Source organism: Bacillus sp. m3-13 (assembly GCF_000175075.1).
In the GTDB taxonomy this organism is placed as follows: Bacteria; Bacillota; Bacilli; order Bacillales; family Bacillaceae_I; genus Sutcliffiella_A; species Sutcliffiella_A horikoshii_C.
Genome location: NZ_ACPC01000019.1, coordinates 586499 through 600260, shown reverse-complemented (window position 1 = coordinate 600260; position 13762 = coordinate 586499). Strand labels below are relative to the sequence as shown.

At 42.3% G+C, this 13762-nt stretch carries 11 protein-coding genes and 2 pseudogenes; 1 reads left to right on the top strand and 12 read right to left on the bottom strand.

Features of this window, described 5'->3' with window-relative positions; translation table 11 throughout:
* The 4 genes from M313_RS0113565 to M313_RS0113550 form a co-directional block, all read right to left on the bottom strand.
* On the bottom strand, positions 1–1338 hold the full coding sequence (locus tag M313_RS0113565; RefSeq protein ID WP_029326503.1) for an NfeD family protein: 1338 nt from the start codon (positions 1336–1338) through the stop codon (positions 1–3).
* A gap of 222 nt (positions 1339–1560) precedes the next feature.
* Positions 1561–2004, bottom strand: a complete 444-nt coding sequence (locus tag M313_RS0113560) for a GatB/YqeY domain-containing protein (RefSeq protein WP_010196220.1) — start codon at positions 2002–2004, stop codon at positions 1561–1563.
* 15 nt (positions 2005–2019) lie between these two features.
* Positions 2020–2193, bottom strand: a complete 174-nt coding sequence (gene rpsU, locus M313_RS0113555) for a 30S ribosomal protein S21 (RefSeq protein ID WP_010196218.1) — start codon at positions 2191–2193, stop codon at positions 2020–2022.
* 156 nt (positions 2194–2349) lie between these two features.
* On the bottom strand, positions 2350–2913 hold the full coding sequence (locus M313_RS0113550) for a flavin reductase family protein (RefSeq protein ID WP_010196217.1): 564 nt from the start codon (positions 2911–2913) through the stop codon (positions 2350–2352).
* Between the two features lie 75 nt (positions 2914–2988).
* Here M313_RS0113550 and M313_RS0113545 point away from each other — a divergent pair, with 75 nt between their 5' ends.
* Entirely contained in the window at positions 2989–3915 is a 927-nt protein-coding gene (locus tag M313_RS0113545) for a Na/Pi symporter (RefSeq protein WP_010196215.1), read from the top strand.
* 685 nt (positions 3916–4600) lie between these two features.
* On the opposite strand, the gene deoC is transcribed toward M313_RS0113545, so the two are convergent.
* The 8 genes and pseudogenes from deoC to hrcA all read right to left on the bottom strand — a co-directional run bounded on the left by deoC (position 4601) and on the right by hrcA (position 13730).
* On the bottom strand, positions 4601–5272 hold the full coding sequence (gene deoC / locus M313_RS0113540; protein ID WP_010196211.1) for a deoxyribose-phosphate aldolase: 672 nt from the start codon (positions 5270–5272) through the stop codon (positions 4601–4603).
* Between the two features lie 150 nt (positions 5273–5422).
* Entirely contained in the window at positions 5423–6787 is a 1365-nt protein-coding gene (gene mtaB / locus M313_RS0113535; protein ID WP_010196209.1) for a tRNA (N(6)-L-threonylcarbamoyladenosine(37)-C(2))-methylthiotransferase MtaB, read from the bottom strand.
* 10 nt (positions 6788–6797) lie between these two features.
* Entirely contained in the window at positions 6798–7550 is a 753-nt protein-coding gene (locus M313_RS0113530) for a 16S rRNA (uracil(1498)-N(3))-methyltransferase (protein WP_029326502.1), read from the bottom strand.
* Positions 7551–7565: 15 nt separating this feature from the next.
* On the bottom strand, positions 7566–8507 hold the full coding sequence (prmA, locus tag M313_RS0113525; protein ID WP_010196205.1) for a 50S ribosomal protein L11 methyltransferase: 942 nt from the start codon (positions 8505–8507) through the stop codon (positions 7566–7568).
* A 45-nt stretch (positions 8508–8552) separates the two neighbouring features.
* A pseudogene (gene dnaJ / locus M313_RS23610) lies at positions 8553–9689 on the bottom strand (molecular chaperone DnaJ).
* 330 nt (positions 9690–10019) lie between these two features.
* A pseudogene (gene dnaK / locus M313_RS23605) lies at positions 10020–11854 on the bottom strand (molecular chaperone DnaK).
* Between the two features lie 192 nt (positions 11855–12046).
* Positions 12047–12613 (bottom strand): nucleotide exchange factor GrpE, encoded by a 567-nt coding sequence (gene grpE / locus M313_RS0113510; RefSeq protein WP_148979872.1) that lies wholly within the window; start codon positions 12611–12613, stop codon positions 12047–12049.
* 85 nt (positions 12614–12698) lie between these two features.
* Positions 12699–13730 (bottom strand): heat-inducible transcriptional repressor HrcA, encoded by a 1032-nt coding sequence (hrcA, locus tag M313_RS0113505; protein WP_010196195.1) that lies wholly within the window; start codon positions 13728–13730, stop codon positions 12699–12701.
* Positions 13731–13762: the final 32 nt, after the last annotated feature.

The window sequence follows — 13762 nt, the reverse complement described above, 5'->3', positions numbered from 1 at the left end:
TTATTCAACAGAATGGATTTCCCGTACGACAATACGAGAACCTTCCGCTTTTACAATTCTCACTTTTTTGTTTGCCCCAATAAAGTTCCCCTCTGTGACAACGTCAATACGCTCTTCGTTGATAACAGCGGTTCCCGCAGGACGCAGTGGTGTCATGGTGACTCCTTCCTGGCCTACCAATTCAATACGAGATATATTTGATACATATCCTTGCTCTGTATTGGTGGAATCACGGAGTACAATCCGGTCAAACAATCGAATCTTCTTACCAAATACCGTAAACAACAATACCATCGCAATAATCGTTACAAGCATAGCAATCAATAAGGATAACCCCATTCCTGCAATATCATCTGTTGCCAAAAAGAAACTTGTCACCACAGCCCCTAGGCCAAGTATACCAAGTATCCCTCCCGGCACAAAGAGCTCTAAGACAATGAGCACGACTCCTACTACAAATAGAATAATTGTTTCCATTCCAGCGAGACCTGCCACCATATGTCCGTAAAAGAATAACAATAAGGCACTGATTCCCATCGCACCAGGAATGCCAAATCCCGGGGAGTATAGTTCAAGTACCAATCCAAGCGATCCTATTGATAAAAGAATAGGAACAACAACAGGATTGGTTAAAAATCTTGCTACATTTTCGGCAAATGTAACTTCCGAGGTAACAACCTCGGCATCCTCATAGCCTAATTCACTTAACAAGGCTTCCAGATTGGCTACAGTTCCTTCTGAATACCCAACTTCAAGCGCAGAAGCCGCTCCAAGCGTAACAAGGTCACCTTTAGGTGCCCCAACGTCAGGAAGATCGACGTCTTTATCCGCCATCCCAATCGCATATTTAGGATCACGACCATTAGATTCTGCTGCATTTTGCATTTCTCTTAACCAAAAGGATTGAGCTTTATCTTCTGCTGCACTTCCATCTCCAGTAATAACAGCCGCTGCTCCCATGGAAGCGTTCGGTGTCATGTAGATTTGGTCAGCATACAAAGCCAAATATGCTCCTGCAGACAATGCTTGACTGTTGACAAATGCAACGGTCGGGATGGATGCCCCTTCGAATTTATTCGCAATTTCAGTGGCTGCATCCACCAATCCACCTGGTGTGTGGATATCAAAGACTATCAAGTCCGCTCCATCGTCCTCAGCAGTTTGTATGGACCTGTTAATAAAAGACAAAAGTCCCTTTTCAACTGTTCCATTTACCGGTATAACATGAACAAGTTTCTCGGCACTGCTCGTGTGCGTTGGCAAAAGCGGTAATGCCGATAAAATAAGTGCAAGAACAAACGCGCTAACATAACTAATTCGAAGAACTTTTTTCATCATGTCCTCCTCTCTAAAACCTTTTCATTTTTTATAATCACCCTATCCATTATGTAATACGCACGAAAAACCTCAAAGTTTCACTAAGGTGAATTTTTTTGAATGTAAAATTAAAAGTGTGGCGGATATGTGAACAAAAATGAATGTGAAGGGGATGAAAGGGATTTTCTAGTCAACTTACTTAAAAAATAGCACCTTACATAGGTAAGGTGCTATTTTGGGTTTTTATGAAAGATGTTGTTGTACAAGTTTGTTAACAAGGCTACCGTCCGCTTTGCCTTTAACTTTAGGCATAAGTGCTCCCATTACCTTACCCATGTCAGCTTTTGAAGTAGCGTTCACATCAGCAATCGTCTGTTGGACAATTGCTGATAGTTCGTCTTCTGAGAGCTGCTCAGGCATATAATGTTCAACTATTGCAATTTCACCCTGTAATTTATGAACCAAGTCTTCACGACCGGCTTTATCAAATTCTTGGAGGGAGTCTTTACGTTGCTTTAATTCACGAGACAATACGGTAAGTTCTTCCTCCTCGGATAAGTCTCTGCCGTGCTTGATCGATTCGTTTTGAATCGAAGACTTAACCATTCGGAGTACGGAAAGCTTCTCTTTGTCCTTATCCTTCATAGCTTGCTTAATATCGGTATTTAAACGCTCGAGAAGACTCATTCTTACACCCTCTTGTTAAAATTTACGCTTTCTAGCAGCTTCAGACTTCTTCTTGCGTCTTACGCTTGGTTTTTCATAGAATTCACGCTTTCTTGCTTCTTGCAACGTTCCAGTCTTTGAAACTGAACGTTTGAAACGGCGAAGAGCATCTTCAAGCGATTCGTTTTTACGAACAACTGTTTTTGACATTCTAATTCCCTCCCTCCAGAACAACCACTAACATTTTCAGAAAAAACATGATTCCATAAATGCAAAAAAGCATGTATAGAACATGTACTTACCAATTATAATATATTCACTATAGCTGGTCAACAATTATAAGGAAATGCTTTAAAACAATCTTGTTTAACTATTATTTCGATATAGGTTTATTACCTTAGAATCCTTATTTGCCAGCATGTATTGAGATCTGCCGAGATACAGGGGAATCGAAAGTTTCTCCCAGTCCGGCAGTCCATTTTCCGCAAATAACTCTTTATCCTTATAAAATCCGCTCATCTCCCCCACAAACCAATCATGATCTCCATATGTTTGCTGGTCCATCAATTTGCATTCATAGGCAATATACGCTTCTTTTAAGATAGGCGCGGAAACTGTTTTTCCTTGTTCGTATTCTATATTCAGTTCTTCGAATTTATTATGCTCTTTTCCTGTAAGCATGCCACACTGTTGTATGTAATGTGCGAACTTTTCCGGCACAAAGTTTATCGCGAACTCTTTGGAGTTTTGGATTAAGTGATGGGTATATCTTTCTTTTGCAATTGCCACCCCATAGATAGGCGGTTCATATGAAATGTAACTATGCCACCCTGCGGCCATTATGTTCTGTTCTCCGTTCCATTTAGCCGTTACCAGGGCAACCATCCCTGGGTAGCTGTGCATAACAGTATTGGTCGTCCACTCCCTCATTGTGTGTGATCTCCCCTTTTCTTTGCATGACTTGTCATTCTTGTCCACCGCCTGCCATATATTGAGATAGAGGTGATGGGCTTGTTTTCTATTATAACGTTATTAGCTGTATATTTAGCGATTTTTTTAATTGGGATGACTGTCATGAGGTCCGGCTTGCTTCAATTGTCCGAAGAAAGGACAAAAGGGTACCTCACCAAATTTACAGATATGCCTTGGAAAGGATTGTTGATTGGAATTTTGATTACCGGACTATTGCAGAGTAGTTCTGCAGTTATGGTCATCACTGTCGGTTTGGTGGCAACAGGCTATCTAACCTTCTATCAATCCATTGGCATCATGCTCGGCAGCAACATCGGGTCTACTTTTATTACAGAGCTTATTACTATAGATATTTCACAGCTGATTTTCCCAATGTTGATTATTGGATTTTTATTTTTATTTTCTAAAAAGAAATTACCCTTTAGTTTCGGATCTACGTTGTTTGGTCTTGGTTGCTTATTCGTTGCGATGAATGGCTTCGAATCATTAGCGATTCCTCTGGCAGGTTTTCCATCTGTGCAGGATATGCTTGCGATGACCAATGATCACCATCTATTCGGTGTAGGGATTGGGACGCTTCTCACAGCGATCATCCAGTCAAGCTCGGCTACAACTGGTATCAGCATGAGCTTTTTAAATAATGACCTGTTATCTCTTCCTGCAGGGATTGCGATTATGCTTGGGGCTAATATCGGAACGTGTGTGACTGCCTATTTGGCCAGTATAGGTTCCATCCGGGAAGCCAAGTTAACTGCTTATGCGCATATATGGTTGAATGTAATTGGGGTGGCATTGTTTTTCCCTTTGATTCCTTTGTTGGGTGGACTTGTGTCTATGCTTGCTTCTAGTGCAGATGTTCAGTTGGCTCACTCGAGTTTGATTTTTAATGTGATAAGTTCTGCTTTGGCGTTGCCGTTTGTGCGGCCTTTTGCGCGGTTTGTGGAGAGATTGCATGGATGACACGGTTTGTGGAGGAGACTGGTTGGTCTTGGTCCGGTAGTTGCCGTGGCAGTTGAGGAGGAGCATATCCCTTCTGTCTTCTGTGACCGTTTGGTGAGGTTTGTGGTCTGTTCGGGTGTTGAGAGGCGCTCTCTGTGACCGTTTGATGTAGTTGACTTGCTGTTCGGGCTTTGAGAGGCGCTCTCTGTGACCGTTTGATGAAGTTGACTTGCTGTTCGGGCTTTGAGGGGCGCTCTCTGTGACCGTTTGATGAAGTTGACTTGCTGTTCGGGCTTTGAGATTCCTATTATTTCCTTCTATACGACCGTTTACCGGGGATGGGAACCTATTCGGGCTTATAGAAGCGTTCTATATGACCAATTGTAAGGTTTCGATTCCTGTTCGGTCGTATAGAGCCGTCCTATACGACCAATTGTAAGTTTGCTCTCCCCGTTCGGGCGTATAGACCCGTCCTATACGACCGTTTCCCAGAATTTGCTCCGCGTTCGGTCGTATAGAGCCATTCTATACGACTCTTAAGACAAAACGGTCCCGTGTTCGGTCGAATAGAATCTTTTTATTCCCTTTTTGACACCCTTCCCCAATGTGAAATTCAACCATCACCATCAGGTCCTCATAAACCAACCTAAAAAAAGCACTCCCTAAAGCAAAAATTGCTCAAGAGAGTGCTTTGATACTTTACATCTTAGTAATCCGTATCAGCTGTTAAGCCTTTAACGATAGCGATACCAGAACTTGCTCCGATACGTGTTGCTCCAGCTGCGATCATTTCTTCTGCACCTTTTGCATCACGAACTCCACCGGAAGCTTTTACTCCGATTTCAGGTCCTACTGTTTGTCTCATTAGAGCGATGTCTGCAACAGTTGCTCCTCCTGTAGAGAAACCAGTAGAAGTTTTAACATAGTCTGCTCCAGCTTTTACAGCCAACTGGCATGCTCTTACCTTTTCTTCGTTTGTTAGCAGGCAAGTTTCGATGATGACTTTCGTCAATGCGCGACCTTTTGCTGCTTCTACCACTGCACGGATGTCACGTTCCACAAGTTCATCGTCACCGTCTTTAAGTGCGCTGATGTTGATAACCATGTCCACTTCAGTGGCACCGTTTTCAATCGCATTCGTCGTTTCGAATGCTTTTACTTCTGGAGTGTTTGCTCCTAGAGGGAAACCAATTACTGTACAAACTTTTACATTGCTACCTTCTAAAAGTTCTGCAGATGTTTTTACCCAAGTCGGGTTAACGCAGACAGATGCAAAGTTATATTCTCTCGCTTCTTGGCAAAGTACTTCTACTTGTTCTTTTTTTGTATCGGCTTTCAATAATGTATGATCAATCATTTCTCCAATGTTTGTATGCATGTTCATACTCCTTTCAAGTTAAGAGGTCTGACCTCTAACATCATAACATGATTCCATTATTTTGGCGAGTACAATGTTAGTATTACCTGCAACTTTTTCTTCACGACAAAAAAGTGACTCCATAATAATGGAATCACTCTCTTTATTTTCTTATGAACTTAAACGAATATTCTCTTCTTCAAGTCGTGGCGCATCTTCAAGTACACGAACGAATTGCCCTTCGTTGTAAGGATATCCAGCTTTAGCAATTTTTACTTTGACAAGCTTTCCAACCATTTCTTCTGTTGCAGGGAAAACGACCTTTAGATAGTTGTCTGTGTAGCCTACATATAAGCCTTGGTCTGGTGCTTCTTTGTAGATTTCTTCCGGAATGACTTCTAATACTTCTTCTTCAAAAGTGGAAGCATATTCTTTTGCCAGTTGATCAGATAGTGCAATCAGGCGATGAACGCGCTCATTTTTCATTTCTTCATCTACTTGGTCCGTCATTCTTGCTGCCGGAGTTCCGGTACGTTTGGAGTAAGGGAATACATGCAGCTCGGAGAATTTATGTTCTTTGATGAAATTGTATGTTTCCATGAACTCTTCTTCTGTTTCACCAGGGAAGCCGACGATAACATCAGATGTGATGGCAAGTCCAGGTAACGCTTCTTTCAATCGGTCCAAACGCTCTGCGAAGAATTCCATCGTATATTTACGACGCATTCTTTTCAAAACAGTGTTGGAAGCGGATTGGATTGGAATATGCAAATGGCGAACAATTTTATCGGAGTTGTTCAACACTTCAATTACTTCATCTGTAATTTGGCTTGCCTCAATGGATGAGATACGGATACGCTTTAAGCCTTCCACTTTTTCATCCAATTCACGCAGAAGCATGGCAAAGTTGTAATCCTTCATGTCCTCACCATAACCGCCTGTGTGAATTCCAGTTAAGACAATTTCTTTATATCCTGCATCTACCAATTGTTGTGCTTGTGTCACAACTTCTTGCGGGTCACGGGAACGCATAAGTCCTCGGGCCCATGGGATGATACAGAATGTGCAGAAATTATTACAGCCTTCTTGGATCTTTAAAGAAGCACGTGTGCGGTCAGTAAATGCCGGCACGTCCAACTCTTCATAGACACGAGCCTTCATAATATTGCCGACGCCGTTGATTGGTTGTCGTTCCTGCTTGAACTGCTCGATATAATCCAGCATTTTTACACGATCCTGTGTTCCAACTACGACATCCACTCCAGGAATCGCCATAATTTCTGCAGGAGAAGTTTGTGCGTAACATCCGGTTACACAAATAACAGCGTCAGGATTTTTACGGATCGCTCGACGAATCACCTGACGACTCTTTTTATCTCCGGTATTTGTAACGGTACAGGTATTGATGACATACACATCTGCCGTACCCTCAAATTCTGTACGTTCATAATTATTTGCTTTGAAAAGCTGCCAGATCGCTTCTGTTTCATAATGGTTCACTTTACACCCTAGTGTGTGAAAGGCAACAGTTGGCATGTTTTCCACCTCACATTAATTCAAAATGATACGAAATTGCGGCAAGCACATATAGCGGTGCCGTTTCCGTTCTTAATATTCTTGGCCCAAGCGCGCAAGGAACAAAACCATGTTCCACCAGTTTGTCGATTTCTTTTTGGGCGAGGCCCCCTTCAGGACCGAACACACAAAGAATCGATTCGCCAGGCTTCATGTTTTTTAAGGTGTTCGCAAATGCGGAACTTTCCCCTTCTTTAGCGCTCTCTTCATAGGCCACAATTTTATAAGTATAGTCTCTGCTTTTTTCTAATAGTTGTGCTAATGTAGCAGGTTCTTCTACTACAGGCACCATCGAACGATGAGATTGCTCCGCTGCTTCCTTGGCAATCTTATTCCATCGTTCTACTTTCTTTTTGCCCTTCTTTTCGTCCCACTTCACAATCGAACGAGCAGCATTAAAAGGGATAAACGACTCTGCTCCGAGTTCTGTTCCCTTTTGTATCACTAACTCCAATTTATCCCCTTTAGGCAACCCGTTCGCTATAGAAACACGAACCGGAATTTCCGTTTCAGCCTTTATCCATTCTACAATATCTGTTACTACCATATCATTGGTAATTTCAGCAATTTTGCAAAGGGCCGTTTGCCTCGTTTCCGAACAGCTGCAAAGAAGTTGATCGTCCTCGTTCATCCTCATAACCCGTGTGATATGATGAACATCTTCCCCTGTTATGGAGATGGATGATTCATCTATTTGATTGGAGTTAACAAAATAACGTTGCACGATCTTCACCCTCGCTTATTCTTCTTTTTTTGCGATAAATGCCACCCAGTCTTCCATCATCATCGTTTCTTCAATCTTGAAGCCAGATTTGATGAGGGCGTCTTTTACTTCTTGCTTTTTCATGCTGATGATTCCAGAAGAAATGAATGTCCCGCCGTTTTCCAACACGCGATACACATCATCGGTAAAACGGACGATAACTTCTGCCAAAATATTAGCCACAACCACGTCCACTGGACCTTCTACATTTTTAAGCAAGTTGTTCTGTTTCACCGTCACGGTTGGATGTACTTTGTTGAGCTTGATATTTAGTTTTGCAGATTCCACTGCCACATCATCTAAATCAAGTGCCAATACTTCCTTTGCATCAAGCATGGCTGCTGCGATACTTAACACTCCAGAACCAGTACCTACATCAATCACTTTATCTTGAGGTTTGACTGTTCTTTCAATTGCTTGAATACAGAGTACCGTTGTTGGATGGGTACCTGTTCCAAACGCCATACCAGGGTCAAGTTCAATGATTTTCTCATCAGAACTCACTGGTTCATACGTTTCCCAAGTTGGAACGATTGTGAACTTTTCGGAGATTTTTACGGGATTGTAGTACTTTTTCCATGCCGTTGCCCATTCTTCCTCATTCACTTCACTGATGGAAATATTGTTCAAACCAAGATCGATATCATAGACCAAAAGGTTGTTGATTGCATCTTTTATACCTTCCACCGTTTCACCTAAAAAGCTGTTAACAGGGAGGTAGGCTTTCATGACAACGCCTTCTTCCGGGTAATCATCTGGATTGAGTTGGTATATCTCTCCGAATTGATCTTCTCGTTCTTTAGTTAGTTCAAATGGATCCTCAATTACCACACCGCTTGCACCTGCTTCGTGAAGTATATGGGATATCGGTTCCACCGCCTCATTTGTTGTATGGATACTAATTTCTGACCATTTCATACATACCAACTCCAATCCTAGCTTACTGAAAGCTATTGATACTTTTTATTCACCTTTTAGGACACGTTTCACTTTTGAGAAAAAGCTATCTTCTTGTTCGTCCGGAGCTTGCCCGCTTGTTTCAGCAAATTCACGGATTAATTGTCTTTGTTTCTCTGACAGTTTTGTAGGGGTGATCACTCTGATCTTGATATGTTGATCTCCTTGACCATAACCACGAACATTGGCAATTCCCTTGCCTTTTAGGCGGAAGTTCGTGCCAGTTTGTGTTCCAGCTGGTACTTTCAGCTTCACTTTACCATGCAACGTTGGAACTTCTACTTCATCTCCAAGTGCTGCTTGTGCAAAAGTAATCGGCATTTCGCAATATACATCATCGCCGTCACGCTCAAAGAATTCGTGTCTGCGAACATGGAAAACTACATACAAGTCTCCAGCAGGACCGCCGTTCACGCCTGCTTCCCCTTTACCTGGTACGCGCAATTGTTGTCCTTCATCCACACCTGCAGGAATGTTGACTTTGATCTTATTGTCGTTTTTTCACACGGCCTGCGCCATGACATGTTGTACATTTGTTTGGGGTAGATTTTCCAGAACCGTTACATTTAGAACAAGTTCTTCTATTAACGATTCGTCCAAATGGCGTGTTTTGTTTCGACACTTTCCTGACCTGTTCCACGGCATTGAGAACATGTTTCCACTTTTGTACCAGGTTTTGCACCTGTTCCTGAACAAGTATCACATGTTTCTTCCACAGGGATTTCAATGGTTGTTTTCTTTTCCAAAGGCTGCTTCTTCAAAAGAAAAGGGTCATTGTATATTGAAGATCTGCCCCCTTGTCTTGGAGCGTTTGGATCACGACGTCTACGTCCGCCGCCTTGACCGCCGAAAAAATGTTTCAAAAATATCTTCAAAGCCAAAGCCGCCGTCAAATCCACCGCCGCCTCCAAATCCTTGGTTAGGATCGGTATGTCCAAATTGGTCATAGTGCGCTTTCTTTTGGTCGTCGCTTAGTACTTCGTTAAGCTTCTTTGATTTCTTTAAAATTTGTCCGCTGCATCGTCTGCTTTATTGATGTCCGGATGGTATTGTTTGGATAGCTTTCTGTAAGCTTTCTTTATTTTCATCTTTCGACGCGCTTTTACTGACGCCAAGCACTTCATAGTAATCGCGTTTACTCATTAAATACCCCACTCCCGTTTCATTCACATAAAGGTTATTGTATCACCTGAAAGAGGGAAAAAGCAATAAAAGTTATATGCTTTAACACCTCTAACTGGTTGACCTCCTTGTTGCCTTTCGTTTCCAGATGTTCGCTTTCCTAGGGGCGGTGCTTGAGCCTCCTCACTTCGTTGCGGGGTCTCAAGCTACCGCTATCTCCCTCAGGAGTCTCACATCTTGCACTACAGGCAACAAGGGGTTATCCCATTACATAAAAAGAAAGCCAAAAGCCATGGCTTCGACTTTCTTTTTATTCTTTATCAGAAAAGCCCTAGGACTTTATCTTACTTTTTATTCGTCGTTTACTTCTTCGTATTCTGCGTCGACTACGTTGTCGTCGTTGTTTGCTGCGCCGTCTGTTCCTTCTGCTCCTTGAGCGGCTTGTTGTGCTTGTGCAACCTGCTCGTAAAGCTTCATGGAAAGCTGTTGTACGATTTCTTGAAGTGCATCCTTTTTCGTACGGATTTCTTCAAGGTCGCCTTTTTTCGATTGCAGCTTTCAATTCTTCTTTAGCATCTTCCGCTTTCTTCACTTCTGCTTCTTCCACTTTGCCTTCTACTTCTTTAAGTTGTTTTTTCAGTTGTGAATACAAGCTGATCTGCTTCGTTGCGTAATTCTACTTCCTCTTTACGCTTTTTGTCCGCATCTGCGTTCAATTCTGCTTCTTGAACCATTCGATTGATTTCGTCCTCGGATAGACCAGAAGAAGATTTGATCGTGATTGTTTGTTCTTTGTTTGTTCCAAGGTCTTTTGCACGAACGTTTACGATACCGTTTTTGTCGATGTCAAAAGAAACCTCGATTTGCGGTACACCACGTGGTGCTGGTGGAATATCAGTCAATTGGAAACGACCTAAAGTTTTGTTGTCGCTTGCCATTGGACGCTCCCCTTGAAGTACATGAATGTCTACCGCTGTTTGGTTGTCAGCAGCTGTAGAGAATACTTGGGACTTACTTGTAGGAATCGTCGTATTTCTTTCAATAAGCTTTGTAAACACGCTGCCCATTGTTTCAATTCCTAAAGAAAGTGGTGTTACGTCAAGAAGTACTACATCTTTAACATCACCTGTTAAAACTCCACCTTGAATTGCTGCACCTAGAGCAACTACTTCATCAGGATTAACCCCTTTGTGTGGGTCTTTACCAGTTTCTTTTTTGATTGCATCTTGAACTGCAGGGATACGAGTTGATCCACCTACAAGGATAACTTTGTCAAGTTCAGAAGCAGAGATTCCTGCATCTTGCAATGCTTGACGCACAGGGCCCATTGTACGTTCAACAAGTCCTGCAGTAAGATCATCAAATTTCGCACGGGACATGTTTACTTCTAAGTGAAGTGGTCCAGCTTCTCCAGCTGTGATGAATGGTAGAGAAATTTGTGTGCTTGTTACACCAGAAAGGTCTTTTTTCGCTTTTTCTGCTGCATCTTTCAAGCGTTGTAATGCCATTTTATCTTTAGAAAGGTCAATGCCGTTCTCTTTTTTGAATTCTGCTACAAGGTAGTCAATGATCACTTGGTCAAAGTCATCTCCACCAAGACGGTTGTCACCAGCTGTAGAACGTACTTCGAATACGCCATCTCCAAGCTCTAGTACAGAAACGTCAAACGTTCCGCCACCAAGGTCATAAACAAGGATTGTTTGATCTTCGTCCATTTTGTCAAGACCGTATGCTAATGCTGCAGCAGTTGGCTCGTTGATGATACGTTCTACTTCAAGACCAGCGATTTTACCAGCATCTTTTGTCGCTTGACGCTCTGCATCATTGAAGTATGCAGGAACTGTGATAACAGCTTTTGTAACTGTTTCTCCAAGATATTCTTCTGCATAACCTTTTAAGTGTTGAAGGATGATAGCAGATACTTCTTGTGGAGAGTACTCTTTACCTTCTACTTCCACTTTGTAGTCTGTACCCATGTGACGTTTAACAGACATGATCGTGTTAGGGTTTGTGATGGATTGACGTTTTGCCACTTCCCCTACTTGGCGTTCGCCGTTTTTGAAAGCAACAACAGATGGAGTTGTTCTGTTACCTTCTGGGTTAGGGATTACTTTTGGTTCGCCGCCTTCAAGCACAGCTACACATGAGTTTGTTGTACCTAAGTCAATACCGATGATTTTACTCATTTTGTTTTTCCTCCTATTGCAACTTACATTAATATGTAGTTTTTTGTTTTTGCTTTAACTGTTGATTTCCGTTGCAGGCACTCGCTTTCCGCGGGGCGACCTTGAGCCTCCTCACAACGCTTGCGGGTCTCACATTGTCGCTACTCCCCCGAAGGAGTCTCGTGCCTTCCACTACAATCAACGAGGTTATTTTTATTGTTTTACTTTTACCATAGATGGGCGGATGACGCGGTCTTTGAGCTTATACCCTTTTTGGAACTCTTCTAACACTGTGTTAGATTCCGCTTCGCCCTCTTCTACCTGCATGACTGCCTGGTGTAGGTGTGGGTCGAATGACTGTCCAACTGCTTCGATGGATTCTAGACCTTCAGATTTTAGTGCTTCCACTAACTGACGGTGCACCATTTCCATGCCTTGTAAAAATGTTTTGGTTTTCTCATCCTCTGATTCTACTTTAAGCGCACGCTCAAAGTTATCAAGAGCAGGAAGTATATCTGTAACAAGATTTTGTGCACGGTATTTTTGTGCAGCCTCTTGGTCAAGTCTCACACGACGACGGTAGTTATCAAAATCGGCTTGTAAGCGAAGCAGGCGGTTTTCCGACTCCTCAAGCTTAGCTTCTAATTCAGAAATTTTTTGCTGTTCTGCAGAAACTTCCACTTCTTCGACTTTTTCCGTCGTTTCTTCTGTTTCTTCTGTTGATACTTCTTCATTTTCAACTGTTGCTTGTTCGTTGTTCTCGTTTACCAATGGTTTCACCTCCCTCAAAGTGTCAAAATCATGATGTTTTTCCCATGGTGATAGGACGGAGCAGGAACTCCATCCTCTAACAATATTTCCATGCTCAGTCCTTTTGATACAGTTTATTGACCGCCTGTGAAAGGTCGGAACTGATAAGTTGCAAGAGACTGACGACACGGGAATATTCCATTCTGGTCGGACCAAGCAATGCGATGGTTCCAAGCTGTTCTGGACCGATGGAATAACTGGCTGAAATAATGCTGCAGCCTTCCATACCAGGTATATTATTTTCGCTGCCTATCTTTATATGGATGCCAGCTTCTTTTGCACGAATATGCTGAGACAGATCCTTGCCTTGGTCTATCAATAACATTAATGAACGGATTTTATTGATATCATTAAATTCGGGTTGGGCAAGCATGTTCGTCTTGCCGCCAAAAAACACCTTATCCTTTTCTTCCATGTAAAGAGTGGAACTCAAGGATTGCAGTATATTTTCGTAGTTTCCGATATGAGATCTTAAAAGGGTTGCCACTTCTTTATAAAGCTTGTTTATAAGCTCTGAGAGAGGCACTCCGACTAAACGTTCATTTAAAATATTGACCATTTTTTGTATATCGGATGTGTCCATGGTGGCAGGAAACGAAAACATTCGATTTTCCACATGTCCTGTATCCGTTACAATGATGGCAACTGCCTGTTCTGCATTAATCGGGATGATTTGCAGGTTTTTGAGCCTGTGATCCCTTACACCCGGTCCAAGGACGATGGATGTGTATTTGGTCAGATCAGAAAGAATCTGCGCTGATTTTTGAACTGTTTTTTCAAGTTCATATATTTGCTCGCGAAAGATGGATTTAATTTCAAATACATCCCTCTTGGTCAGCCTTTCAGGTGAAAGCAGGTGATCGACATAATAGCGATACCCTTTTTCTGAAGGGACTCTTCCTGAGGACGTATGTGTTTTTTCAATAAATCCCAATTCCTCCAGATCTGCCATCTCGTTTCGGATGGTGGCTGAACTGAACGAAATTTCATCTTTCTTTGAGAGCGTTCTGGAGCCAACAGGTTGTGCAGATCGGATAAAGTCGTCAATTATGACTTGCAAGACTAACAACTGTCGTTCTGTAAGCACTCAGCATCACCTCTGTTAGCACTCCTATTCAT